Source organism: Proteus sp. LHD240705, assembly GCF_047921555.1.
Lineage (GTDB): Bacteria > Pseudomonadota > Gammaproteobacteria > Enterobacterales > Enterobacteriaceae > Proteus.
Genome location: NZ_JBLRMI010000004.1, coordinates 1 through 25,962, shown reverse-complemented (window position 1 = coordinate 25,962; position 25,962 = coordinate 1). Strand labels below are relative to the sequence as shown.

32 protein-coding genes and 1 pseudogene are annotated in these 25,962 nt (G+C 38.2%); 18 read left to right on the top strand and 15 right to left on the bottom strand.

All coding sequences use genetic code 11. From position 1 onward, the window contains the following. Positions 1-56: 56 nt before the first annotated feature. Genes ACNART_RS09140 through fliF form a run of 6 tightly spaced genes read right to left on the bottom strand, consistent with a single transcriptional unit; the run spans position 57 to position 6,744 of the window. Positions 57-1,460 (bottom strand): flagellar hook-length control protein FliK, encoded by a 1,404-nt coding sequence (locus ACNART_RS09140; RefSeq protein ID WP_416303582.1) that lies wholly within the window; start codon positions 1,458-1,460, stop codon positions 57-59. Continuing rightward, positions 1,460-1,906, bottom strand: coding sequence for a flagellar export protein FliJ (fliJ, locus tag ACNART_RS09135; RefSeq protein WP_006533149.1), 447 nt, complete (start codon positions 1,904-1,906; stop codon positions 1,460-1,462). Before fliJ ends, ACNART_RS09140 begins: the two co-directional genes overlap by 1 nt. Before the next feature lie 36 nt (positions 1,907-1,942). Beyond that, positions 1,943-3,310 carry a flagellar protein export ATPase FliI gene (fliI, locus tag ACNART_RS09130; protein WP_198619835.1) on the bottom strand — a complete coding sequence of 456 codons (1,368 nt, stop codon included), beginning with the start codon at positions 3,308-3,310 and terminating at the stop codon, positions 1,943-1,945. Further along, positions 3,310-4,029, bottom strand: coding sequence for a flagellar assembly protein FliH (gene fliH, locus ACNART_RS09125; protein ID WP_109373785.1), 720 nt, complete (start codon positions 4,027-4,029; stop codon positions 3,310-3,312). Before fliH ends, fliI begins: the two co-directional genes overlap by 1 nt. Further along, complete coding sequence (fliG, locus tag ACNART_RS09120; RefSeq protein WP_109373784.1) at positions 4,022-5,020, bottom strand: flagellar motor switch protein FliG; 999 nt, start codon at positions 5,018-5,020, stop codon at positions 4,022-4,024. The genes fliH and fliG overlap by 8 nt, the downstream gene beginning before the upstream one ends. Then, positions 5,017-6,744 (bottom strand): flagellar basal-body MS-ring/collar protein FliF, encoded by a 1,728-nt coding sequence (gene fliF / locus ACNART_RS09115; protein WP_198619836.1) that lies wholly within the window; start codon positions 6,742-6,744, stop codon positions 5,017-5,019. The genes fliG and fliF overlap by 4 nt, the downstream gene beginning before the upstream one ends. Before the next feature lie 276 nt (positions 6,745-7,020). Between fliF and fliE the strand changes: the two genes are divergently transcribed. The 7 genes and pseudogenes from fliE (at position 7,021) to ACNART_RS09080 (ending at position 11,335) form a co-directional block, all read left to right on the top strand. Then, positions 7,021-7,332: a flagellar hook-basal body complex protein FliE gene (fliE, locus tag ACNART_RS09110; RefSeq protein ID WP_004248328.1), complete on the top strand. Its 312-nt coding sequence runs from the start codon at positions 7,021-7,023 to the stop codon at positions 7,330-7,332. A 487-nt stretch (positions 7,333-7,819) separates the two neighbouring features. Beyond that, positions 7,820-8,158 carry a GlpM family protein gene (locus ACNART_RS09105; RefSeq protein WP_151435470.1) on the top strand — a complete coding sequence of 113 codons (339 nt, stop codon included), beginning with the start codon at positions 7,820-7,822 and terminating at the stop codon, positions 8,156-8,158. Positions 8,159-8,232: 74 nt separating this feature from the next. Beyond that, positions 8,233-8,352 (top strand): annotated as a pseudogene (locus ACNART_RS09100) (DUF6500 family protein); the annotation flags it as partial. Between the two features lie 104 nt (positions 8,353-8,456). Continuing rightward, a complete protein-coding gene (locus ACNART_RS09095; RefSeq protein WP_023581839.1) occupies positions 8,457-8,672 on the top strand; it encodes a hypothetical protein in 216 nt (71 codons plus the stop codon). A 352-nt stretch (positions 8,673-9,024) separates the two neighbouring features. After that, complete coding sequence (locus ACNART_RS09090; RefSeq protein WP_198626604.1) at positions 9,025-10,158, top strand: hypothetical protein; 1,134 nt, start codon at positions 9,025-9,027, stop codon at positions 10,156-10,158. Between the two features lie 185 nt (positions 10,159-10,343). Continuing rightward, positions 10,344-10,625 (top strand): DUF2622 domain-containing protein, encoded by a 282-nt coding sequence (locus tag ACNART_RS09085; protein WP_198619838.1) that lies wholly within the window; start codon positions 10,344-10,346, stop codon positions 10,623-10,625. A 251-nt stretch (positions 10,626-10,876) separates the two neighbouring features. Continuing rightward, the gene (locus ACNART_RS09080) at positions 10,877-11,335 is read left to right on the top strand and encodes a GNAT family N-acetyltransferase (protein WP_198619839.1); all 459 of its coding nucleotides are present in this window, start codon (positions 10,877-10,879) and stop codon (positions 11,333-11,335) included. A gap of 126 nt (positions 11,336-11,461) precedes the next feature. Here ACNART_RS09080 and fliT read toward each other — a convergent pair whose 3' ends face one another. From fliT to fliD, 3 genes are read right to left on the bottom strand one after another with little or no spacing between them, the layout of a single operon-like run. Beyond that, positions 11,462-11,815 carry a flagellar protein FliT gene (fliT, locus tag ACNART_RS09075; protein WP_023581843.1) on the bottom strand — a complete coding sequence of 118 codons (354 nt, stop codon included), beginning with the start codon at positions 11,813-11,815 and terminating at the stop codon, positions 11,462-11,464. 18 nt (positions 11,816-11,833) lie between these two features. Continuing rightward, complete coding sequence (fliS, locus tag ACNART_RS09070) at positions 11,834-12,232, bottom strand: flagellar export chaperone FliS (protein ID WP_023581844.1); 399 nt, start codon at positions 12,230-12,232, stop codon at positions 11,834-11,836. Positions 12,233-12,251: 19 nt separating this feature from the next. Continuing rightward, a complete protein-coding gene (fliD, locus tag ACNART_RS09065; RefSeq protein ID WP_198619840.1) occupies positions 12,252-13,682 on the bottom strand; it encodes a flagellar filament capping protein FliD in 1,431 nt (476 codons plus the stop codon). A gap of 387 nt (positions 13,683-14,069) precedes the next feature. Here fliD and ACNART_RS09060 point away from each other — a divergent pair, with 387 nt between their 5' ends. Further along, positions 14,070-15,212 (top strand): FliC/FljB family flagellin, encoded by a 1,143-nt coding sequence (locus ACNART_RS09060; protein ID WP_198630075.1) that lies wholly within the window; start codon positions 14,070-14,072, stop codon positions 15,210-15,212. Between the two features lie 236 nt (positions 15,213-15,448). Here ACNART_RS09060 and ACNART_RS09055 read toward each other — a convergent pair whose 3' ends face one another. The 6 genes from ACNART_RS09055 to ACNART_RS09030 form a co-directional block, all read right to left on the bottom strand. Beyond that, positions 15,449-16,468 (bottom strand): tyrosine-type recombinase/integrase, encoded by a 1,020-nt coding sequence (locus ACNART_RS09055; protein WP_099075724.1) that lies wholly within the window; start codon positions 16,466-16,468, stop codon positions 15,449-15,451. Positions 16,469-16,675: 207 nt separating this feature from the next. Then, positions 16,676-17,125 carry an HD family hydrolase gene (locus ACNART_RS09050; protein WP_160230492.1) on the bottom strand — a complete coding sequence of 150 codons (450 nt, stop codon included), beginning with the start codon at positions 17,123-17,125 and terminating at the stop codon, positions 16,676-16,678. A 57-nt stretch (positions 17,126-17,182) separates the two neighbouring features. Next, positions 17,183-18,010, bottom strand: a complete 828-nt coding sequence (locus tag ACNART_RS09045) for a YfdQ family protein (RefSeq protein ID WP_416303581.1) — start codon at positions 18,008-18,010, stop codon at positions 17,183-17,185. A gap of 65 nt (positions 18,011-18,075) precedes the next feature. Further along, positions 18,076-18,450, bottom strand: coding sequence for a hypothetical protein (locus ACNART_RS09040; RefSeq protein WP_099075721.1), 375 nt, complete (start codon positions 18,448-18,450; stop codon positions 18,076-18,078). Between the two features lie 173 nt (positions 18,451-18,623). Further along, positions 18,624-18,965 (bottom strand): hypothetical protein, encoded by a 342-nt coding sequence (locus ACNART_RS09035; protein ID WP_129586862.1) that lies wholly within the window; start codon positions 18,963-18,965, stop codon positions 18,624-18,626. Between the two features lie 208 nt (positions 18,966-19,173). Next, on the bottom strand, positions 19,174-19,641 hold the full coding sequence (locus tag ACNART_RS09030) for a hypothetical protein (RefSeq protein WP_099075719.1): 468 nt from the start codon (positions 19,639-19,641) through the stop codon (positions 19,174-19,176). Between the two features lie 128 nt (positions 19,642-19,769). Between ACNART_RS09030 and ACNART_RS09025 the strand changes: the two genes are divergently transcribed. From ACNART_RS09025 to ACNART_RS08980, 10 genes are all read left to right on the top strand, one after another. Beyond that, complete coding sequence (locus tag ACNART_RS09025) at positions 19,770-19,991, top strand: transcriptional regulator (protein WP_063108339.1); 222 nt, start codon at positions 19,770-19,772, stop codon at positions 19,989-19,991. Positions 19,992-20,073: 82 nt separating this feature from the next. Continuing rightward, entirely contained in the window at positions 20,074-20,532 is a 459-nt protein-coding gene (locus ACNART_RS09020) for a YmfL family putative regulatory protein (RefSeq protein WP_311747423.1), read from the top strand. A gap of 287 nt (positions 20,533-20,819) precedes the next feature. Then, positions 20,820-20,999: a DUF4222 domain-containing protein gene (locus ACNART_RS09015; RefSeq protein WP_004247132.1), complete on the top strand. Its 180-nt coding sequence runs from the start codon at positions 20,820-20,822 to the stop codon at positions 20,997-20,999. Positions 21,000-21,011: 12 nt separating this feature from the next. Next, positions 21,012-22,103 (top strand): replication protein, encoded by a 1,092-nt coding sequence (locus tag ACNART_RS09010; RefSeq protein ID WP_160230487.1) that lies wholly within the window; start codon positions 21,012-21,014, stop codon positions 22,101-22,103. Positions 22,104-22,274: 171 nt separating this feature from the next. Further along, positions 22,275-22,982: a phage antirepressor KilAC domain-containing protein gene (locus tag ACNART_RS09005; RefSeq protein ID WP_161748489.1), complete on the top strand. Its 708-nt coding sequence runs from the start codon at positions 22,275-22,277 to the stop codon at positions 22,980-22,982. Continuing rightward, positions 22,982-24,007: a DUF968 domain-containing protein gene (locus tag ACNART_RS09000; protein ID WP_311748418.1), complete on the top strand. Its 1,026-nt coding sequence runs from the start codon at positions 22,982-22,984 to the stop codon at positions 24,005-24,007. The genes ACNART_RS09005 and ACNART_RS09000 overlap by 1 nt, the downstream gene beginning before the upstream one ends. A gap of 27 nt (positions 24,008-24,034) precedes the next feature. Beyond that, positions 24,035-24,436, top strand: a complete 402-nt coding sequence (locus ACNART_RS08995) for an antiterminator Q family protein (protein ID WP_160230484.1) — start codon at positions 24,035-24,037, stop codon at positions 24,434-24,436. A 436-nt stretch (positions 24,437-24,872) separates the two neighbouring features. After that, positions 24,873-25,085: a hypothetical protein gene (locus tag ACNART_RS08990; protein ID WP_160230483.1), complete on the top strand. Its 213-nt coding sequence runs from the start codon at positions 24,873-24,875 to the stop codon at positions 25,083-25,085. A 72-nt stretch (positions 25,086-25,157) separates the two neighbouring features. Beyond that, positions 25,158-25,391 (top strand): hypothetical protein, encoded by a 234-nt coding sequence (locus ACNART_RS08985; RefSeq protein ID WP_311747548.1) that lies wholly within the window; start codon positions 25,158-25,160, stop codon positions 25,389-25,391. Between the two features lie 232 nt (positions 25,392-25,623). Then, positions 25,624-25,962: hypothetical protein (locus tag ACNART_RS08980; RefSeq protein ID WP_416303580.1), on the top strand; the 339-nt coding region annotated here is incomplete at its 3' end.

The following is a 25,962-nucleotide window of genomic DNA, read 5'->3' as shown; positions in this document are numbered from 1 at the left end:
AAAAACCATTAACTCTTACGTTTATTGACATAGGGTGTCCTCCCAATACATTTGTATTAGGCAAAAATATCAACACCACCACGAGCAGATGCTAATTCTTGAGGCGTAAGGGTTATCTTTTGTAGTGCCGTTTCAGAGGCTAATTGCAGAGAATTACCCTCGCTTCCTTGATGATTATCGGCACCATCTCCACTAAATTGAGAGGAATCTGACATATTTTGTTGTTGCCAACTGTCATGAGTGTCGCTAGACACCTGACTCTGCGTGAGCTGGATCCCATTTTCAGAGAGAGCTTGACGCAATTGATGCATGGCATTTTCTAATACAGAACGAACTTGTCCGTTTTGTGAAGCAAGGTGCAACTGCGCTTGCCCATCTTCTATTTTCATGCGGATATGCAATGAACCTAGCTCTTCAGGGTGTAAACGTAGCTCTGCCTTTTGTAAGCCATTACGGCTAAACATCACAATTTGTTGATTTAGTTGCTGTTGCCACTCTTGTGTTCCCACTTGTGCATTTAATACCTGTGTTGCCATCGGTGAAAATTGCATTTGTGGTTGTGTTGAAGAGTGAGCATGACCCGTAATGCTTTGCGAAGCCAAAGAAGAAGAGGTAGAAAGGGTGTTGTGAAGATCGCTTTCTACAACACGATTACTTGTCACCATTTGCTGAGCAACATTGTCCGCTAATTTTGCATTTGCAACTTGCTTATCGCCGTTTAGCAATGCATTCACTTTTTCTGCTGTTGGCGTTAAAAGTGTCGCGATGCTATCTACTTTTTTCGCAGAAGGCTTTTCTGTTTGATTAGCAGCGACAAGCGTACTTTCTGTTGCTAATGTCGCCGTCTCTGGACGTAGCTGGGTTAACAAGGACTTTTCATCTGATTTTGATAGATTAAGCTTGTCGGTAAGGTTGAAGTCCGACATATCACCATCTTTTGAAATAGTGCGTGCTAACGAGGCTAAATCTTCACCACGTTTAACTGATTGAGGCTGTTGTAATGCTTGAGTCAGTTGCTCTGAGGGAAGGGTAAGCCGTTTTAATCCAGGTAGTCCTGCTAACTGAACGGGAAGTTCAGCAGCAAGTTCTTCTGCTGACATTAATAAAGAAGGGGTTTTATTTTCAACAATAGCCGCAAATTGTTCATTATCTGGCAAAGTCAGAGTCAATTGAGATTTCTCAAAAGATGGCTCTTCTATCACATTGGGTTCTGTGGTGACAGACGCAAGATGACTACCGTCTTCTTTTGTTTTGTCTTCATCAGAGTGTGAATGTGCTTTGTTTTCTTTCGTTGAATGGTTTGTGATATTGGCTGTCTTTTTATCACTCTGTGTATTTTGGGGTTGAGAGCCCAAAAGCTGAGCAAATGTCGGGGCATTATCACCGGGCTGACTATTTGAAGCGGATGTCGTTCCCGAAGAGGTTGCAGCGACATCCATGGTCAGAAGCGTTATCTCCATCAAGTTGTTCTCCGTAAAGTACTACGCTGTGCGTACTCGTCCATTTGTTTCTGTTCAATACGATCAAGATGTCGCTTACGGCTATCTTCAGCACGTTGCTCCAAAGTCTCAAATGCATTGAGTCGTTGCTGTTTTTCTCTCCATTGTTCAGTTGCAAGATCGAGCTGCGCCTGCCAATGTTGAAGTTGTTGTTTATGTTGTTCGATAGTCAATTCGAGCGTTTTGAGAAATTGTTGGTAGTTTTGCCACGATGCTGACGACATCCCCCCCAAATTCAACGTTTCATTTAGACGTACACGGTATTCATCCTGATACCCAATCAACATATTGAGTTGCTGTTCCATTTGTTGATGACTCTGCCGGACCTGAGCCAGTTGAATAGCGGCTTGTTCAGCCGCTGTCTGTGCCAGTTCTCTCAGTGTCACTAAAGGTGACTGCTCCCGCATTGGAACCCTCTTTACTTTCTCTGATTATGTTCAGAATTAGTTTACTGTGATCAGTTGATTAAGTTGCTCACATGCACTTTGATAACTGCATTGCTCTTGGATATCTTGTTGTAAGAACTTCGCGAGGGACGGATAAAGTGCAATGGCTTTATCAAGCATAGGATCACTACCCGCAGCATAAGCACCTACGTTAATTAAATCGCGGTTACGTTGATAGCTAGACAAAAGCTGTTTAAATACTTGTACGCGACGATAATGTGTTTTATCAATCAGTGATGTCATTGCACGGCTAATAGAGGCTTCGATATCAATAGCAGGGTAGTGCCCAGATTCTGCCAGAGAACGCGAAAGCACGATATGACCATCTAAAATCGCACGAGCAGAGTCTGCAATTGGATCTTGCTGATCATCACCTTCAGTTAAAACAGTATAGAAAGCCGTGATAGAACCACCACCATCAACGCCATTTCCTGCACGTTCGACGAGTGCAGGTAATTTAGCGAAGACAGAAGGTGGATACCCTTTGGTTGCAGGCGGTTCGCCTACAGCAAGAGCGATTTCACGTTGCGCCATACTGTAACGTGTGAGTGAGTCCATAATCAGTAAGACATGTTTTCCGCGATCACGAAAATCTTCTGCAATACGCGTTGCATAAGAAGCACCTTGCATACGAAGAAGTGGTGATACGTCAGCAGGCGCTGCTACAACCACTGAGCGTGCTAAACCTTCAGTACCGAGAATATTTTCGATAAAGTCTTTAACTTCACGTCCACGTTCACCAATTAATCCAACAACAATGACATCAGCTTGGGTAAAACGCGCCATCATGCCTAATAGCACACTTTTACCTACACCAGAACCTGCAAAAAGCCCCATACGCTGACCACGACCCACGGTTAACAGCGAGTTGATTGCACGCACGCCTACATCCAGTACATCAGTAATAGGGGTACGTTGTAGTGGGTTGATAGGTGGAGTGATCAGTGGCGCACGATAACCTGTATCGGGTGGTGGTAAACCATCTAAAGGATAACCAGAGCCATCTAAAACACGCCCTAACAGCGCATCGCCAAGAGGCAATTGGCGACCTTCATTTTCACCACTCGGAGTGGCCTGTGCATAAACACGAGCACCCGGTGTTAATCCCTCGACTTCCTGTAAAGGCATTAACAACATTTGGCTACCATTGAACCCAACGACTTCACTTTCAACTTCTTCAACAGTTTTACCAATGGTACGTTCTATTAAACACGTAGAGCCAAGGGGCATAACAAGCCCCTTAGCTTCCATGACTAAACCTGTTGCTCTGGTTAAACGACCATATTGACGTACACGCGGAATTTTATTTAAACGTGCTTCTGCATCACTGAGTTTTTCTAACCAACGCCCCAATCTTGCTGTCATTACAACGCCTCCGGAGCAGCAAGACGACAAAGCTCATGCCAACGAGTTGCAATCGTGGCATCAAGATCGCCATCATTTGTCACAACACGGCATCCACCAACATGAATACTGTTATCGGCAACTACTTTCCAACCATGAGCAGAAAGTGAATCACCCAGCTCTTTTTCAATTTGTGGAATATGTTTTGGGTTAACTCTTAACTGTGGGTTGTTTGAGAACATTTGTTCTTGTTGCAACATTAAGGTTATTTGCGCCAGTAATGCAGACCCATCACAAACAGCAGGCTGACCCAGAACTTCTTTTGCCGCTGTGAGGGCGATTTGCATTAAACGTGAAGCAATAACACTGTCTAACCCATTTAAAGAGTGCCTAAATTCAGCCAACAATCCTTGCCATTCATTAATTAATGGCGATTGTTGAGCAATGCCTTGGCGAATACCTTCTTCAATACCTGATTGTAATCCAGCCTGATAGCCTTCCTGATAACCCTGGTTTTTCCCTGCCTCAAAGCCTTCAGCGTGGCCCAATTTTTGAGCCTTTTCTTTCATGTCATCAAGCATATTAATTTGCTCAAGGACTTTCTGTTGCTGAACGACTTCTTTTTCCTGTTTTTCGACTTCCTTTTCGTCTTCTGTCGTGTCCTCGACATTTAATGCCCAATCAGTGAGTTCTTTGGGAACCCAAGGCTTCCAGTTAGTATCAGTATGTTTATCAGACATAGGTATCGTCTCCTCCATGAAGAACAACCTCACCAGTCTCTGCTAATTTGCGTACCACAAGCAGAATTGCTTTCTGCTCTGCTTCCACTTGAGACATACGAACAGGGCCGCGAGAACTCAAGTCATCACGCATGATCTCAGCAGCACGTTGCGACATATTGGCAAGGAAGTGATCGCGCAGCTCTTGATCGCACCCTTTCAATGCCACAACCAAGGAGTCGGATTCCACTTCCTGTAGAATGCGCTGAATTGAACGGTTGTCGATATCGATAAGGTTTTCGAACAGGAACATTTCGTCGATAATTTTTTGTGCCAATTCACCGTCGTAATCGCGAACTGCAGTAATGACATTCTCTTCTTGCTGGCTCTTCATCAAGTTGATGATTTCAGCAGCAGTACGAACACCACCCATTTTACTGCGTTTGAGGTTTTGACCATCAAGCAGGTTATTCAGTACTTCAGTTAACTCTGCTAATGCTGACGGCTGAACACCCCCAAATGTCGCGATACGAAGCATTACGTCATTACGCAGTTTCTCATCGAACAGTGCCAGAATATCTGCCGCTTGACCTCGTTTAAGGTGAACCAAGATGGTTGCGATAATCTGCGGATGTTCGTCGCGGATAATATCGGCAGCCATTTGTGGTTCCATAAAGTTAAGCGTTTCAATCCCTGTTGAAGTTTCTCGTGTTTCAGAGATCTCATCTAACAGGTTATTAGCGCGTTCTTCACCCAAGGCTTTAACAAGAACAGAGCGCAAGTAGTCATTTGCATTCACGTTCAATGCGGCATATTGAACCGCATCTTCTTCAAAGCTTGCCATAACATCAATTAATTGCTGATTTGAGATATGGCGCATTGATGACATTGCAATACTGAGTTGCTGAACTTCTCGTGTACTTAGATGTTTAAATACTTCCGCCGCTCGGTCTTCACCGAGAGTTAGTAACATAACGGCGCTTTTTTCGGTTCCAGTTAAGTTATTACTCATTGCTCTTTACTCATCCATTGACGAATTACCATTGCGACGACACGAGGATCTTTCTCTGCCATTTCACGGATACGTTGGCTCTGCAATTCGGCACTCACACGTTTACGTGCTTGTTTACGTCTTGCTTCGTCATCTAATTCTGCTTCATCAACATCATCTTTAACTTGTAGCTTGGTTTTCAGCACGGCTTTCTGTGCAGCAATTTCAGCTTCACGGCGTTTTTCAAGCTGTGGTTTCACCAGTTTGCGCCATAAGATCCATGCGATGATGACAAGTAATAACCAGCGACCTAAATCTAATGCTTTCGCAAGAATATCTGGGTTTTCCCATACAGGAACGGTGATCACTTTCTCTTCAATATCGTTAAACTGGGAGTTCACGACACTTAAAGAGTCACCACGCTCTTGGGAATAGCCCATCGCTTCACGAACAAGTCCTTCAATTTGCTGAATTTGCTCATCAGTTAGCGGAACAAGTTTAGTTTCAACAACAGGCTCTTCGCCTTCAGCGGCTTCTTTCTTATCTTCAACTGTTTTGTAGTTCACAATAACAGCGACAGAAAGACGCTCGACATTACCTACTGGACGCTTGATATGGCGAATTCGGCGATCAACTTCATAGTTGGTTGTTTCATCTAAACGGCTATTACTGTTTGGATTACGCGTTAATGTGCGATTTGTACCCGTTGCATTGGCGTCATCTGCTTTCTCACCTTCTTGCGCTTTTGGCGCTTCAATAGGTGCTTGTGGTGGAGCAACAGGTTGATTAGATAATGCACCAGGAACGCCGCCAGCTAACATGCCACCATTCTGCTCACTTTGGCTCAATTGTTTTGAACGCACTGCGGCTTGATTTGGTGGCTGGTTTGGTTTGTACTCTTCAGCAGTCTCTTCTGTATGAGAGAAATCAACTTGAGCAGTCACCTGTGCATGAACGTTTCCACGACCCACAATTGGGCCTAATAACGTTTCAATACGTTGCTGATAACGGCTTTCTAGCTCTTGAACATATTTCAGTTGGATAGAATTAAGATCACGACCTAATGCATCAGGTTGTGTCAATAATTTGCCGCTTTGGTCGACGATGGTCACACTGCTATCAGGCATACCTGCAACACTGCTCGCAACGATATGCACGATGGCATTAATTTGACCTTCATCCAGCGCTCTACCCTGTAAAAGACCCACCGTAACGGATGCAGAAGGGGATTTCTGTTCACGAACAAAAAGAGATGGTTTTGGTAGTGCTAAATGAACTCGGGCATTTTGTACAGGACCTAATGTCTCGATAGTGCGAGCAAGCTCACCTTCAAGTGCACGTTGATAGTTAATCTGTTCACTAAATTGGCTGATCCCGAACTTTTCTTTATCTAACAGTTCAAAACCGGCAGCACCGCCTTTTGGAAGCCCCGCTTGCGCGAGTTTCAGGCGTAATTCATGAACCTGATTGTCAGGCACCATAATCGCTGCGCCATTTTGTGACAAGCGATAAGGTACATTCATCTGTGTTAACTGTGTGACAATTTCGCCACCGTCTTTATCGCTAAGATTACTATAAAGCACCTTATAATCAGGGCTTTGTAACCATAAAAATGCAGCAACAAAAATGGCAATAGCCGCCGAACCCGCAATAATGAGCGGAATTTTCGGATCGGCTTTTATCCGGTTAATAATGGCGTTAAAACCCTTATTCTGGTTCACAACGTCGGTTTTTTCGGCATTCATAGACAATCCTTGCCTTGTAGTTCGGGATGAATACTAAAAGCGTGGCGTAACAAAACAGACTCCCCTTACGCAAATAAATAAACCTACTCTCAGGTGTCTCATTATTGGCCTTTTGCGTTTCATTTAATGGCGTAATTAGCCCTTAACTTTTGCGTTAATTACTCGCTTTGGAATGAAGCCCCTGTGTTAGGGTATAACTCGGTAAGCGTGTTGGTTCACTTCCTTACTATGACATTGATTCAGTAATTGAATTAGATGATTAACGCAGAGGTTTATATGTCAATTCCAGCTATTGAAAGTGTTCTGGATAAAATGCAAATCCAGACTTTGCAAGCATCCAATATTGCGAAACCCCAGCCAGTACAAGCAGGATTTGCAACTCAGCTTGTTCAAGCCGTGGGTAAAATTAATGAAACTCGAGTGAATGCAACCAACAAAGTTCAAGCGTTTACCTTAGGTACTCCAGGTGTTGAATTAAACGATGTGATGGTGGATATGCAAAAATCCAGTATTTCATTACAAATGGGCGTACAAGTGCGTAATAAGTTAGTCGCTGCTTATCAAGAAATTATGAGCATGCAGGTGTAGTACCTTATTTATTTGATAAAGGTGGCTTTTCTTTTCTATAACGAGATAAAAAACACCTAATCAAAATAGAGATGGGGCATCTTGCTCAATGTCATTGAATAGATGATATAAGCTTTCGAATGTGATTAAACATTCGAATACTTATACTATTGTTTGTTATTTATGATAATGAGCGCCCCGATTTTTGCAGATGGGATAGACACATCATTTTATTGATGTGCGCTTTTGCACATCTATATCAAAGCAACTCATTTTTTTATCTCTTCTTATCTTTCAAAAAAGATCAAAAGTAATTGTTAAATAAGTTAATTAACCTATGTTGGATTAGTTTTGTATAAAGCATAGTCATCATCTTTCTTCTCAATTTTTTCTATTTTATTTTCTAAATATTTAATTACATTTTAAATAACTAAAAATAAAACCAGCTCACATACCAATATGAATAAGTATGATAGTAGTAAGGTTTTTATAACTTGATGAAAAAATAATGGGATTACTGATTAAAGCACTGATAGGTGCGTTTGTAGTGGTATTAATTGCCGTTTTATCGAAATCTCGTCATTACTATATTGCGGGATTGGTTCCGTTATTTCCAACTTTTGCACTTATTGCACATTATATTGTTGGCTCTGAACGTTCTATTGAAGCGTTACGAACCACAATTATTTTTAGTTTATGGGCTGTTATACCTTATATGATTTACCTAATTTCACTCTATGTGATGATCAACTATGTAAAATTATTTACAGCATTGGCTACGGCAGTTATTTGCTGGATTATCGCGGCTTGGTTGCTTATTCTGTTATGGAATAAATTTCATGGATAGAGTATTTACTCTTACCTATTTATTCTCACGCTAAAAAATAAAGATAGAGAGAATATGAGAAAATCACTACAACAAAAAATAACAATCCTGAATTACTTATGGAAGTTGCAACGTGGTGGATAATGACACATAAATTTAATCACTTTGAAAAAGCAGTAAAAATAATACAATCAGAAATGGAAAATCACGCTTAATTTTCCTACGATAAAGCTCATCTTTTTATAAAACGATTTTATTAAACTAAAAATTATTGATTATTATCACATTAAAGCAGGTCATAAACGGCTATGGTAATTACATGATTAATAACGTAAACGGTGATGATATGGAATATTGGTTTATTGCGTATAAAGTGCGTTCCAGAAATGGTGATACCTACGCCGGACATAAAATTGTAGAAACAGAGAGTGGGATCACACCCCATATTGCGTTAGAAAAAGCATGTCAGGAAGTTGCTGAAGGAGCACAAGCCGATATTCCTGCGGTGAGAGTAGTTGCTTTTAATCGTTTATAAGACATTCTACCTAATAGAAAATCCTACATTTATTAATGTGGGATTTTTTTTATCTAAATTTAAGGATTGGTTATTTAATGCGCTTTATGTATAGATCGATTTACTAATAGAAATAATAAAAAAATAAGGTGTTCATTAATATAATTTAATTACATTGATCTGATAGCGATTTTTTATTTGTTTTACTTAATTAAAATTCAATTATGTGATCTAAGCTCTACTAATTTACTTTTACGCATTGAATAAAAAAAGGCTTATGGTTAATGTGCTGGTGGGCTAAGGAATAGCTCAATACAAGGAAATAAAAATCATTATTTTGATTTTTTAGTTATTAATAAAAGGAAATTTAATTATGACAGTATTAACCGTTTATTTATGTGGTACTGGGTCTAACTCATTTGATAATAATAATCCGACCTTCTGGCAAGGCGAATTAGTCTCCACTTTAGCGCAAAATAACCAAGGAAGAGAGTTTGCACAGTGGTTTATTGTTGATGGCCCGGGTAGTGGTAATCTGCAAGAAGATGATTTATGGGTTGAAAGTCCTAATTACTCTGATATCAAGGGTTCGCTATTTGGTAGTGGTTGGGAAGAAAACGTGAAGCATGCACTTTGCTTAATGAAAGGTAACTTTGATTGGCAACGTGAAAAGTTAACCGAAGAGCAGTATAACCAACTGAAAAAAGCGGGCATTCCCATTGAAGATGTCAAAGTAACAGGCTCTTTTTTATGGCGTAAATATGACTATGGCGATCGTCAAGTCACTCAGCAACAACTTCAACAGCAAATTATTCGAATCTTCCGTAAAGATGGCATTATTCCAACACAAGTTAACTTAGTGGGTTGGAGTCGTGGTGGTATTACTTGCCATATGTTAGCGAATGCGATGTTGGCAGATCCTCAATTAAAAGATATTCCCGTGAATATTTTTGCTATTGATCCTGTCCCAGGTCCACTGAATTTCCAACCTGAAAAAGTCACGCTTGGTAAAAACGTCAAAGAATATGTCGGATTTTATGCAAGAGATGAACGCTCTAAAGGATTTACTTGTGTTATTCCAACAATTGAATCTGAAACTAAAATGCATATTTTCCCTATTTCTGGACGTCATGCCACATTAGTGGGTAATGCTTCTTTAGATGGCGCTAATGGTGAAAATGGCTTATATGCTCCAGGTTTATTAGTCCGTCATTTTGCAGAGGTCTGTTTAACGCGCTGGGGCTGTGATTTAGCAAATAAATTAGCCTTAACGGATGCACAAATTACAGGCTATCACAGTGATATTGCTAATGATGCAGATAAATATGTAGCAATGCGTCGTAAAACCTATTCTATCCATGAAAGTACGGGTAAAGATGAACGTAAAGTCTCATTAGGTAAAGAGGGTAAAGCATTCTCTGAGATCCACGGTGGACAATATAATCCATCAGTAGGTTTAACCGCAGATTACTTATCTAATCAACAACTCTATGATGTGATTAAATAAATTATTATTTATCAGATTATTATGAGCTAATAAATCGCCCATAGTGAAGTGGGCGATTCTAATTTCAATCATTATCACATTATTTATCACAGTTTTTGACTAGGAAAATGATTGTTGATTTAATATACTGCCTTTTGAGAGCTAACAGAATTTCAATAGACATAGATAGACTGTAGGAGGTTTCTATGCCTGAGTTTACTGTTAGAGTAGAGTTATCCGATCCCGAAAATGCAGACTATGTGTTATTAACACAGAAGATGGTAAAAGAAGGGTTTAAAAAAGAGATTAATGGTTTGAAAGGTAAATATGTTCTGCCTCATGCAGAGTTTAATTATCATACTGAAACTAAAGATCACAAAGAAGTTATCGAGTTGGCTTTTTCAATTGCAGAAAAAATAACCTTAAATCCTGCCATTTTAGTGACAGAAGTAAAAAATAGAGCGTGGAAAGGGTTAGAGCGACTTTGAGATTATCTTTATAAATAGATAAGCAAAGTAATAAAAGTCATCAAGGCTCGTGGGGGAGTCTGAACGTATTGAGATTAACGGTTTTATCGCCTATCTTTCTGCATTGAGTATTTATTCTTCTGCATTTTTCACTAGCAAAACGCACCATCAACATTATCATTTCATTATTTATAGTAAACACAAATTTTGTCGATGATATTGCATTATCATTGATTGTTTTGTTATCACTTTTAAACCATGGGATAAAGTGCATGAATTGGGTTTTAAAATCATTTTCACAACTCACTACCGATGAGCTTTACGCTATTTTAGCCTTAAGAAATCAGGTTTTTATTTGTGAACAGCAATGTGCTTATCAAGATTTGGATGGTATTGATCAACAATCATTACATCTATTTGCTAATGATAAAATAACTTCGCAGTTAATCGCTTATGCGCGTTTATTACCTCAGGGTATGGTATTTCCACAGGCATCAATAGGGCGGGTGATTGTTGCTAAAGAGTATCGTGGTGGTGGCGTTGCTCATCTATTATTAAAAGAAGCCATTTCAGTATCTTTTAAACAGTTTAAAACCAATAGTGTAAAAATAATGGCTCAAACTTATTTAGTCGATTTTTATCAATCTCATGGTTTTGTTATCGACTCAGAAAGTTATCTTGAAGATAATATTCCTCATATCGATATGGTATTCATGCAGTCTAATAAATAAAACAACTTACAGATAAACCAGAAAAGAGTACGTTACCGATAACAAATTTAGCTGAATAAAAGTCTCTAATTGCTTAGATAAAAAGACGCCATTAGCTAATAAAACCGCTTTTGGCGCAGAGGAGAGTTATTTCAGGTTGAGATCAGGATAATAACTATGTTCTGTAAACTGACCATAGCTATTTTGTACCCTCTGCTCTTGTTCAGTCTGTCTTATTAATATGCCAAGCTCATCTAGACGAGCCCGTAATAAATTTCGCGTCTCATTTTCGTTTTCTAAGATTTTCTTTAGCATATCTGTGAGGCGTTGTTGTAGTCTCAGCTCACCGTCAGCAGGTTTTATCATCTTAGTGATACTTTCTACGCTTTTTAAATAATCCATTTCCATTTCTATCAGCTTATCCCATTGCTGATCTTTGGCAAGCGTTAACATTTGCTCACTTGATTTTAAAACATGCTCGTAAGCCGCCATAATATCCATATTGTTATCCACTCTAATTTAATAAGAATTAATCTGTGTGCCGATTTGTTGCCAAGCATCAGAAATTTCAGTTAAGAGCTTGATGACTTCATGAATTTTTTCTGGATTATTTTTTAAGTTAGCATCGAGTAGCTGATTAACCATATAGTCATAAAGGAGCTCCAGATTTTCTGCAAGCTCGCCACCTTTTTCTTTATCCAAACCTTGCTTTAACCCGTTACCAATAATATTAATGGCTTTAGAAATGTTTTCGCCTTTACCTGCGATATTTCCTTGCTCCATTAATATTAAGGCACGGCGAAGGGCGCTAAGCGCCCCATTAAATAGGATCTGGATCAGCTGGTAAGGCGTGGCATTTAAAATCTCGCTTTCAACGTCGATTTGAGCATACATTTTACTGGCTGATTGTTGATACATATTATCCTACTTTTAAAAATTACATTAATAAACGGCCGATTGATGCACTAGAGTTAGTCATGGAGTTCACCATTTTATCTAACTGTTGGAACTGGTTTTTATAACGTTCCATCGTGGCAGCAATATTACGTTCCGTATTTTTAATTTGGTTATCTAACGTTTTTTTCCGTTTTTTTACACCATCAGTGGCAATATCTAAGGTGCCATCTGTAGATTGCAGTGTTTTCTTCAGGAAATTATAAGTTTGAGTACCAAATCCTGTCTCTTTACCATCACCCATAAAAAACTCTTTGACGTTAGCTGGCTTTTCTTTTAACGCCTCATCAAGTTTTTTATTGTCGATTTCTAATGTGCCATCGACTTTAAATTTAATACCCATTTTATTAAGGGTATCTAATTCAGATGTGCTTTGTGAGCTAGTAACAAAGCTTTTTAGCTCAGACATAATCATACGGCTGGTGCTATCACCTAATAAAACCCCGTTGTTTTTAGACGATTCTTCGCCTTTTTCAACTTGGGTGTATTTGGTTAAATCTTTATACGTTGTGCTCAGTTCGTTATAAGCATCAGTCCAGGCTTTAATCGCCTTTTTCATTGGTTCAATGTCACGCGCTACATTGATAATTTCAGGCTTATCGACACCATCTTTATTATTGTCAGTGGTTTTTTTCAGATTTAAAACGATCCCTTCAGGCGCATCTTTAATCTCATTAGTCTGACGTTCAATCGCAATTCCGTTAACGGTTAATTTCGCATTTTTAGCGTCAACAATTTGTCTCATGCCTGATGTATGTGATGCATCGTCTTTGGCAGTTGAATTCGACAGGAATTGATTTAACTTATCATCACCTTCAACGGTGATTTTCATTTCAGATTTAGTACCTTCTTTACGTGAAGTTAGCACTAAATAGCTAGTATTATCATCAGCTTTAACAATAGTCGCTGAAACATTACCTTCTTTTTTATTGATAGCATCACGTAATTCAAGAATTGAAGTTTGTTTATCTTCTAATTCGATACGTAATGGTTTTTCTTCGCCGGGTTGTGTAATAACTAATGTCCGTTTATTACCTTCACCTAAGGTTTCCCCAAGCGGTTTCTTTACATCACTGACTGCTGTAGATTTTAATGTTTGAGCTTGAGCTAATTGGGTAACAGAAACGGTGTAGTTACCGACACTTGCTTTACCATCAGTGGTGACTTTAAAAGCATCAAATTCATCTTCAACTTTGGTACCTACAATTTTGTCGAATTTTTTTAAATCTTCTGATGCTTTTTGTAATTTATCGAGCTGTCCGCGCATTTTACCGTAAGCAGTAATTTGAGCTTCGTAGCTTTTCATCTGTTTATCAAGGGGTTCAAGGCGTTTATTTTCCGCCGCTTCTAATTGTGCCAATGTTTGACCTAGAGGCATCCCTGAGCCTACGCCTAGTGAAGCAATACCAGCCATACTGGTCTCCTTTCTGTGTTCGTAAAATGATCCTCAAAAAATGTTATCGGTAGAATCGGCGAAAAGTTTACGTCTATTTAGTATTTTTGATGAGTGAAACAGGCTGCCATATAGAAGCCTTTTATTGCCATTGATGACCAAAGTCGAATTTAGATGGGTTAAAAAAACGTTGAGACGAAAATTGATAAAAAATAAATAAAAAAATGATAATTTAATTTCTTTATTTATCATTAACTTGATATGGATTCTATAAAAAATCGCAGAAATTTTTGTAGGAAAAGTTAAAGGTTGTATGTGGAGTGCCGATAAACTTGTTGCCGGTGATTAACACCGAAAATGAATAGGCAAACTTTTATTTTATCGACTTGATTTTAAAGGAATCTAGCTATGGCACAAGTCATTAATACCAACTATCTGTCTCTGGTAACTCAAAACAACCTGAATAAATCTCAGGGAGCTTTAGGAAGTGCAATCGAGCGTCTGTCTTCTGGTTTACGTATCAACAGCGCGAAAGACGATGCAGCAGGTCAAGCGATTGCTAACCGTTTCACTTCAAACGTAAATGGTTTAACTCAAGCAGCACGTAATGCGAACGATGGTATCTCTATCGCTCAAACTACTGAAGGTGCTTTGAACGAGATCAACAACAACTTACAACGTATCCGTGAGTTAACAGTTCAAGCTAAAAACGGTTCTAACTCAGAATCAGATATCAAATCAATCCAAGAAGAAGTTAAAGAACGTCTTAGTGAAATTGACCGTATTTCTGAGCAAACTCAATTCAACGGCGTTAAAGTGCTGAGTGGCGAAAAGTCAACTATGACTGTTCACGTTGGTACTAACGACAAAGAAAAAATTGAATTTGAATTGATAAAAGTTGATAGCAAGACGTTGAAAATCGACGAATTAGAAGTTGGTGCTGAAACTAAATTTAGTGGTGTAACTAAAGCTGAAATGACCGCTGGTAAAAAAACAGCTGCACAGTTGGCTCCAGCTAAAGGTGGTGAAGGTATTGTTGCTGCTGACTTAGGTAAAGCATCAATTGATGGAGCACCTGCTGCTACAGTAGATGATGTTGCTGAAGTAAATGGCAAGAATTATATCACTGTTGGCGGTAAAACTTATGAAGCTGAAGTATCAGTTAAAAACCCAGCTGACCCACTTCAAGCAAAAACCTTAGAATATAAAGTTGGTAAAGAGGTTAAAGTTTATACACCTGAAGAAGTTAAGGTTGAGGAGGAAAAGACTAAAAAGGCTGAAGCTCAATTGAAAACTTTAGACGAAGCAATTAACTCCGTTGATAGTATGCGTTCTTCTTTAGGTGCGATTCAAAACCGTTTTGAATCTACTATCAACAACCTGAACAACACTGTTAACAACTTATCTGCTGCACGTAGCCGTATCCTAGATGCTGACTATGCAACAGAAGTTTCTAACATGAGCCGTGGTCAAATTCTGCAACAAGCGGGTACTTCAGTACTTGCTCAAGCAAACCAAGTACCACAAACTGTTCTGTCTCTGTTACGTTAATTCGTACACTGACACAAAAGATACCTTTCTATATTCAAAAGGTCCTCGTAAGAGGGCCTTTTTATATTAAGTAAACTATCTTTCTTACCTTTTAATTTTTTTAATTTCATTAAATATTAATAGATTGAGATTTATTATTTATTTTATGATATCTCAAGCATTAAATTTTATTGAATTGAATATAATAGAGCATTATTACTATTGTAAAATATCAATTAATTAAGATATTAGTTGTTTCATTTTTTGGTCTTATCTATCGAGTGTGGCGAAATTGTGACGAGTTCACTATATTTACTTAAATGTTCTGTATTTAAATGGGCGTACCTTTTAACCATTTCTAAAGTCTCCCATCCTCCCATTTCTTTAAGTACCATCAATGGGGTTCCATTTTGCACATGCCAACTTGCCCATGTATGTCTCAAATCATGAAATCTAAAATCAACCAATCTAGTTAACTTTATTGCTCGTGCGAAATCCTCTAAGCCGATTGAATGTTTTTTCTTTCCAGTTCTAGTAAATATGTAATCGAATTTTCGTGGGATATTTTTTAGAATATTTACTGCCTCTTCATTAAGTGGAAGAGTGCGAGCTCGTTTCGACTTTGCATTTTCAGCAGTAATAATAGCTATACCTTTGTCTAAGTCTACATTGCGCCACGTTAATGAAAGTAATTCTCCTTGTCTGGCTCCAGTCAGTAAAGCTAAACTAACAAGGTCTTTCATCCACTTAAGTTTTAAATTATTAATTAAATCAATTGCTTGCTCTTTTTTAATCCATCGGACTCTAACCGTAGGTTCCCTCATTCTTGGAATATATAATTGTTCTTTAATCCATCCCATTTTATGAGCAAGTGAAAAAGCTCGCATAATGAAAGCTCTATATCTATTTTTAGATGCATTAGATAGCTTTCTTTTTCTCGCTGTACTATAAATAGGTAAAGAGTTAGCTATTTCTTCCCTTGTGATTGTTGATATTTTTCTCCCTTTAAAAATACCTAAGAAATATTTAGCTTGGGTCTGTTTATTTGAAAAACTTCTCTGTCCTTCTGCATCTTTTAAAGCAAGAATAATAATTTCATCGAAGATCTTATCAGGATGCTTATCCAATTTATCTAGTTGCCATAAGTCATATTTCAACTTGTCATGATATTCTTGCGCTTTTGTTTTGTCCGAGGTGCCAGCAGATTGTCTAATTCTTTTTCCATTTGGAGATGTGATATCAATCCAGTATTTTTTACCTCTTTTGTAGATCGGCATTTTGAATTTCTCCCACCACTGACTAATGTTAGCCAGTAAATATTGTTGTCATTAAACTGTGCTAGCTCAAATTTTTTCAAACTTTCGCGGTTTGCTCTCCATGAACCACCTACTCGAAACATAAAAAAATTAGTAGGATTTCGATATATAGTATGACGAGAAATCTTTAGTTTCCTTGCGTACTCTTTCAGTGTGAAATAACTATCATCATCCATTTATCTTTCCTTTACATAACTCATAAAAACGGCGTAGGAACATTGACTTTGCTTGTGGTGGTGTTAGTGGGTTAACAACAAAATCACTTTCTGGAATATCATCAAGCATTAACCAATTACTACCAACATCAATTTCCAAATCACGTTTTTCTGTGGCTAACATCATTAAGTCAGCAAAATTAACTGCATCAGATATAGTTGATGGCAGATCTTTTACATAGGCTTCACTAGCATCATGAAGTAAGGCTTCTAAAGCATATTCAGGTGCAACTAAATAGCTGACATATACCAAGTGTTGAGCAACTGAATAGAAATTATCAATCAGCCCATTAAAGCGACATTCATTAGCAAGGCCACTGGCAATATCTTGAATATCTATATCTTCGATCCGTACATCGAGATAATAGAAATGTTTATTTGTTGTTGTTGCAATATAAGACATTATTCTCTCCACACAATTTTATAAACGCCACCAAGTTAGTGGCGTTTGTATGATTAATTACGCTGAAAATTTACCAATGAATATTTCAATTTTGCTTTCATTGAATTCATTGTAAAGCATATCTCGAAACTCTTGAGCAATTTGTTCTTCAAGTTTTTCAAGTTGAATGATTCGAAGGACTAAAACGGGAATATCATCACCAGTGAGTACGCTATAACGTAATTTAATGCTACGTTCTTTTAATTCGTCATAAGGAGTACAAGTAAACTGGAATGTGGCAGGCATAATGTCTTTGCTTTTTGCTTCAACATTTTCTAACACTGAGCGCTTAGCACTAAAATCAGCATCTTCATGTTCAGCAGAGCGTGTTGATTCAATCGTAATACGACGAACAGCAGAAATAGCTTGTTTGATATCTAAAACATTACCGTCAGCATCAAATGCCATTAAATAATCGTGCCAATCTTCTAACCACTCGGCTAATTGTTTTTGACGATATTTAACACCATCCATTTTTAATAATGCTGTGAATGGGGCGGTTTGTTTTAATTTCACAATAGCAGTGTTATCAGCATGACCTGCTTTACCTATTGTGCCGAGATTAAAAATAGTTTCTGCTCTCATTTCATCGGCATCAATAAAGCAACTAACACCTTCTTCTATCGCATTCTTGATTGAGTATTTAACAAAGTCGCTGATACTGGTTGTTTTCATTTCCCCGCGAAAACGGAAACGACATTCTTGTAAATTTTCTAAACTACTTACTTTAAAGTCATTCGGAAGCACAATCGCTGGGCATAATGACTTCTCTATTGCATTGAGACTTAATGAAGCCACTGTCATATCTTGAATTTGCGAAATAGCATTACTGTCTAATTGAGACATGAGTAAACTCCTACTTATTTAAAAGTATTAAATTAAATGGACAGGTTTAATTAAAAATAAGAAAACTAATTAATGGCTTTTAATTTACCTTCGGGTTGACCTTGTAAAGAAAATAATTGACCTTGATCTTCTTGCATAATGGTCAACTTGCCACCTTTACCCACGTACATAGGTGTTTTGGTGGTATCTTCCTCAGTCCGTTTTCCTCTAGGTGTTGGTGCAGAGAATTTAAGCTTATGAGTTATTTCAACTCGTTTTTCTTCCATTGAATTACTAATGCGAGCAAAATCTAATTCAATAGTGACTTTGCCTTTTCCACCATTATTTAAAACGCCTAAAGCCACATCATTTAAAACAGCAGAGACTTTATTTTCAAAAACGCCAGCATCTAATTCAGAAAGAAAGTCAGGGACATTTGTCTTACGATCTTCTTGGCTCATTTCTATAACCTCATGTTATCTCTTCACACAATAAGAAAGGGCACTAGCGAGTTGATACAACCCGGATAAGACATTTCACAAGCAATACCAGTACCCTTATTTATTGTTAGATTTGATAAAAATGGCTGACTGAGCAGAACATTATCACCACACCCCCGTTAATGGTTAAAGACTCAATCAGTCATTGTTCCTCGTTTTTGACCCAGAAGAAAGGAGAGGGTATCTGCAGCACTTAAAAGAGCTTCCCGCTGACGCCACAAAACACATTGTGCTTCAACTATTGGGTAAGGGACTGAATCAGATACCGGACGCAGTTCAGTGGCTACAAACAGTGCTCCGTTCTTAACAAACTCAGATTCTTCACTATGTTTTACAAATTTAATCCAACCGATGGTTTCGTGTAGCTCTAACCAAAAGTCTTCATGGATATTGTCGGTTGACAGAGTTAGCGCGTTCTTATGAAAGACTAAGGCATAGATTTTGATGTTTTGTTTTTCATTAGTAATATTATTCACGCTAATTTCCCTCCACACAATTGATTCTCTTCACACATAAAAAATCATTTACTTTGTATTTGAGTAGGCATTGGTAATATTGTTGACACCAATAAGATAGCGTAACGCTAATGTTTGGTCAATAGCATTACGCTAATAAATTTGTGTTTATTTTTTTGGGGATTTGTTGAGAGGCAAAAATAATGGCTTTCCATCAGACCAAGCAAGTTTAAGCTCTGGTTTTGATCTTATTTTTATTGCTTTTATTGTTTGCAAACCATTTTCTTGATTTTAGTTCTAACGAGTCAGCATGAGCTTTAGCATCTGTATCAACCCACTGAGGGATTGGCGTGGAAGTGTCTTTATGTAAAATAAAATCAATTATTGACTTTATTGCGTCATCAGCAGAATCATAAGCTTCTAGAAAGCTATTATTTCTATGAGATTTATCAGTCTTACATGGAGTATGATCTAGTGTACCTATTTCTAAACCAAGCTTTTCTTCGATCTCTCTAGCTAAAGGGGAGCCCATATTTCTGGGGTTACCACTTTTGCTATCTATAGCCTTATTTCTTATTTGCGATAAGGTCGCATCTGTTTTTGCTCTTCCTAAAGCTATATTCAAGTTAGCAATAGTTTTATGTTGTTCAATAAGCATATTAAGCCATTCACGTCTAATTTCTTCAATAGTTTTCATATCATTGCCAATTTTATTTATTTTCTACATTAGATAGCAATGCACTAACCATTAGAAGAAGTGAAACGCTATTGACTAATGGTAGCGAAACGCTATTATCTAGATAGGTAATATGTAAGGTAAATCAAATGACACTAAAAACATACACAAGTAACAAACGGGGAAAATCTACAGAACTAGCCAGAAAATTGGGAGTTCCAACGACACTTATTTCTCAATGGGCTAATGGTGTTCGCAAAATTCCTGCTGAACGTTGCCTTGAAATTGAGAAAGCGACGTTAGGTGTAGTTCGGTGTGAAGAGCTTAGACCTGATATTGATTGGTCGTATTTGCGTGGAACTCAACAATGATTTCCATAGTTTTTTACTGAATAAACAATAGCAAAACCGTTTAAAGCAGTTAACTACAAGAATCTATCAATGGTGGTAGGAAATGAGTAACCAATCAATAAAACAGGTAGTGAAAGAAATGTGTGAGGCAACTGCTGGTGGACGTGAAGCAATGGCTGGTGCGCTTGGTCTGTCTTTAACATCATTCAATAATAAACTGTACGAGAAAAACGGTTGTCGTTCGTTTGATTTAAACGAGTTGTTAGCGATGCAAGATATTTCTAAAACCGTTTTGTTTGCTGAGTTTGTTGCTCGTGAATCAAATCGCTTGTTGGTGGATAGAGTCAATCCAGCTGAACTAGACACAACCGAGTTATTCACATTACGAAGCAATGTTGACGAAATGCAAGGGCATTTAGCATTACTGATAAAAAATAGTTTGGCTGATGGCGTTATTGATAACGAAGAAGAGCAGAAAATAAAAATGATGTTGGATGGATTAATTTCGCAGATCCGCACATTTATGAATGCGTTTGTTTCGTTACATCAAAAGAGAAATTAAAGATGGCTATATCCAGAAAGGGTGAAGCCAAAGGTGTACGGCCTCTGGCTTCGGTTTGCAAATTTCAATTGTGTGAAGAGAAATTAGCATGAGTAGATTAGCGCATTTAGTACCTAAAAAGCAATTCCGGTGTTTATCTGTCTCAGGTCGTCAGTCATTTCGCTATGTAGAAATCATAGTCTCTGACGAACAACCAGACAACTACAAGAAACCTGCATGTTTGGTAGATAGACAGTCTCTTAAAAAGGCATGGGCTGATTTTTATTTTTCAAGTGGAGAGCGGGACAATGAGCAATGAGAACCCAAACCAACTTGATCGCTACTATAAAAATCACCGAGGTATCGTTGTTCATGTTGTTCGTTATGACAGAGAAAAACAGCGCGTTATTTTTATGCTTGATGGTTGTGACGACCCACAGTGTGAACCTGTACAGCGTTTTAAAGAGAAGTACACACGTATTAAGTAATGAGGTGGCAAGATGAGTTTATTATTACTAAAAAGTCGCCCTTTAGTCGTTATTCCTGAATTAGCGGTACGTCTTGGTTTAAATGAGGCTATGCTGTTACAGCAAATTCAATATTGGCTAACTGAAACTACTTCAGGTGTTGAATATGACGGCTCGCGCTGGATTTATAACACCGTCGAAGAGTGGAAGAATCAATTTCCTTTTTTCTCTGAGTCAACGATTAAACGTGCTTTTACTAATTTAAAAAAGCAGGGCGTTTTACGCATCGAGCAAATCAATAAATCGAATCATGACCGTACTAATTATTATGCGATTAATTACGATCACCACTTGCTGACCGAAGAGGTCAATATGACCCAATCGAATGGTGATAATTCATCTGATCGAACAGTTCAAAATGACCTTATCGATAAGCGCAAGTTGAAACCATCAAACAGTGCAAAATGTGCTGTTCTGAACGGGTCAAAATGGCCTGTTCTTACAGAGAATACAACAGAGATTACTTCAGAGAGTACAACAGAAACAGATCATTCGTCGCAGAATTCTGACGAATCCAGCGACCAGTCGAAAAATGATTTTTTAACTCGTTATCCTGAAGCAGTAATTTACAGCGCTAATGGGCAGAAATGGGGGGATGAAGATGATTTAAAAACAGCGAAATGGATGTTTGGTCGTGTTAAAAAACTGAATCCCTCCGCATTAGAGCCTACTTGGTATGACTGGGCGAACGATATCCGCCTGATGCGCCAAATCGATGGGCGTACCCATGAGCAAATTTGTGCCTTGTTCGATTGGGCTAACAAAGATTCATTCTGGCACAAAAATATTTTAAGTCCTCGAAAATTACGTAAACACTTTGATGAACTCACTGTCCGTAGCCAAGAGCCAAGGAATGAACCAAAAGTTCAAGTTGACACCGTTGAACGTGATAGTGCCTTTTCCCGCTTGATTGGCTCTCGCTCTAAACCTAAAAACCGCATTGAAGAAATTGCACTTGAGCTAGCAGGTAAAACAGGCATTCGTCGTATGAGTGAGTTTTCAGGTCGCCAAGCATGGAACAGCATTTGGAAGCAAGCGATAGAAATGTTACAGGAGGCTCAGTAATGCTAACTAAATACATTTTGTTCGTTGGTTTTTGGTTTGTAGTGACATTACTGATTGGGTTATGGGGTACTTATGCCTGAGTTGATGTTAATGGATATTGTGAAGGAGAGAACAATCTGCCCATTTAATCACGTGATGTACGGTCACGAGTAAAACGTGGAGAGAAATAGCATGATGAAAAAAATAATGGAAGTTTCAGTATTACCCATAATGAATCGTGAATTAACTATGTCGAGTCGAGAGATTGCCAGTTTAACGGGAAGTAATCACTCCGATGTTAAGCGTTCTGCCGATAGGCTTTTTGTTGCTCAAATTTTAACCCAGCCATTGGCTGAGTTCCCTTTTGAACATAACGGCAATCAATATACTGAATATCGTTTTAATAAAAGAGACTCTCTGGTGTTGGTAGCTCGATTGTCACCTCAGTTCACAGCAAAAATAGTTGATCGCTGGCAGGAATTAGAATCAAAAATGCAGCCAGTCATTCCTCAAACATTACCAGAAGCATTGCGATTAGCAGCAGACTTAGCGGAAGAAAAACAAAAATTAGAAAGTGAACTGGCGATTGCAACACCTAAGGCTCAGTTTGTTGATAATTATGTTTTATCCCATGGTTCTATGACGTTTCGACAAGTGTGTAAATTACTGCAGGCGAAAGAAACCGATTTTCGCTGTTTTTTAATTGATAAGAAAATTATGTATCGCTTGAATAATACGTTTACGCCTTATCAAACTCATGTCGATCTTGGTCGCTTTGAGATAAAAACGGGAACGAACCAAAAAAATAACCATGCTTTTGCACAATCAAGGTTTACTACTAAAGGTGTGAAGTGGATTGCAGGGTTATGGGCTGAATATAAAGTTGGGGATGAGATTTAATGAAACTACTCTTAACGCCCTATATTCAGTCTGACCTTGGCGTTGTTTTATTGAAGCCTGGAGCGGAGTTGCTTAAGCAATTTAAACCACATTCTCGCGTGATTATTAGCGATGTACCAAAAAGTTTAGATAAATGGCCTTCTGGGGCATTAACAGGAAATGAACAGCCATTATTGGATAACAAGGGCATTGTTGATTTTTTGAATAATAAAAAAGTTATCCAAGTTATGGGGGGATTGTCATCGATGAATATGTGGATAGGCAGAAATATCCATTGTTGTCAGATTAACGATAAGCATGACAGTTATCATCACCATGAATTAACAACCACATGGCATAAAGACGGTGTGATACGGACTTGTTGGTACCATGATAATCATATTCGTCATTCATCAGCTGAGTGGGTTGCTGAATTGGCTCATAAAAATCGTATTGCTTGGATGGTAGACACTATTCGCAGTCGTTTAAGATTGGATAATGGCCACCAGCTGACAGTACCCGATTTTTTCTCATTTGCTGTGATGCATAAACTGGTTGATGAATTACCTGATGCGATATTACGTCAAATTTTGGATTGGTCTGAAAAACCTAAAGAGCGCAGGGTACATGGTGGTTTTCCTGAAGCAGATATTATTCCAAGCAATGTAACAGCACTATCAACAATGAATGAACGATTAGACATGATAAGACCAGTTATAAAAGTTGCTATCGTTCCTGAGCCACCAGCGTCATTCCTTTTGAAACCTAAAATGCAACGTTGGGAGAATTCCCAATGGCTTCAATGGGTGAAAACACAGCCTTGTTGTGTTTGCGGACAACAAGCTGACGATCCACATCACATTATCGGCCATGGTATGGGAGGTATGGGAACGAAAGCTCATGACTTATTCACCATTCCATTATGCCGAACTCACCATGACGAGTTACATCGTGACCCCAAACAATGGGAAGCCACTTATGGCAATCAACTCGAATTATTATTTTCTTTTCTAAACCGCTCATTAGGAATGAGGGCATTGGTTTAACGTGTGTACAGAGCTGGGAGTATTAGCATGAGAGATATACAGGAAGTTTTATCACGTTGGGGAGCGTGGTGTGCTGATAATACTGAATCAGTTCAATGGTATTCTATCGCTGCAGGTTTTAAAGGATTAATACCTAATAAAGTGAAATCCCGTCCTCAGTGCAGTGAAGATGATGCAATGATAATTTCCAGTTGTATGGCTCAATTAAATAAAAAAAGCAGTGATATGCATGATCTATTGGTCGATTATTATTTGTTTGGAATGACCTTCATTCAGTTAGCAGAAAAACATCATTGTTCTGATACTTATATTGGAAAAAAACTACAAAAAGCGGAAGGTATCATTGAAGGAATGTTGATGATGCTTGAGGTTCCATTAGAAATGGATCGATATGTAGAAAAAAATCGTTTTAAGACTTTACGATCGTAAGATAATTGATATTGTGATAAGACTGACATCAAGGTCAACCAACTTATGAACCTCGCTTCGGCGGGGTTTTTTGTTATCTGGAGTTTATATGTATGAAGAATTCGATGGATTCTAAATATCCAGCTATAGCTGATTTAGTTAAAGCTAAACTTTACACCGAGCACGATAAGTTGTCAGAAGAAGAGCGCAAAGAGAGGAGCAGAAGCTTTAATTCTCCTGAGTTCTAAGGCATTACCTTCATAGATGGGGGATCATAGGTTAATTTATTGATATTATCTTGATGAGTTCCAATGACGTTATTTCAACCTGTAAGTAATCCTTGCAAGTTTATTTATCCAAAATTACCAGATAGATCTTTGATATGTGAGCTAAGGGTAAGAACAACTTAACTATTTAACATATTATCTCTTTGTGTACACAACAATAAGAGGTATTTATGTATCATCATTACTATGTTCATACATCTACTGATAATCATGGTGATTATGAGGTTCATCAAGATGGTTGCGACCATATGCCTAATGCGTCAAACCGGCAATATTTAGGTTATTTTACCAGTTGTGCTCAGGCTGTTTCTCAAGCAAAGGTTAATGGTTATAGAACTGCTGATGGTTGTTATTGGTGCTGTAGTGAATGCCATACATCATAAATAAAAAATGTGTGAATTAATCAAAGATCGCTTAGGCGGTCTTTTTTATTATCTAAAATAAGGAACGAATGTATGTACGCACTTAAATTAATTACTGAACGTGAAGGCCGTAAAGTAGAGGAGGTTCACTACTTAGGCGAAATGTATCGCTTAGAGTTTTATCCTGAGCCTGGAAATAAAGATATCGTAGCGCGAGTCGAACACACAAAAAAAGACTCTATTCCATCGTTTGATATTAAGCGTACAGACCAAGCCTACATTACAACAGTGACTGGAGATACTGTTCGTGTTATTTGCCGAGGCTAGCTTAAATTTGAGCAAAAAAAAAGCCGACACGCTAGGAGTTATGTCGGCATAAACTCTCGGGAATAGTGTTAATAACGAGATAAATTATCAATAAAACAATGTATCAATATCAGGGAAAACCAGATATGTGCTGTAATGATAATTATTATCATTAAAATATCAATTATATGAATCCACAACAGTGGTTTTTTTCTTGTCTAAATATGACATATATCAATAAAAGGTGCGCATCATGCCAAAAGAGATAAACGAATTACAGTTTAGTCTTCACTATGCTTCAGAAACAGACAGTGAAAAGAACACCTCTATCATTTTAACGGCGAATATCCATACGGCTGATGGTGAAACTCAACAACTGACACAATTAATTTGCACAACGTCTCCCGCAGGTAAAAAGCAATATCGAATCGGCTTGCAAAAAATTGGTAATGCTGGTGCTCCATTGCTGGTGGCGATTGAATCCTATTGGCGTAAAAACACACAAGAGAGTTGTGTTTATTTGTTAGAGAAAGCGAAGCAATTTATTCAGGGACACTTACAACAAACGAATACATGGATATCTATGTATGGT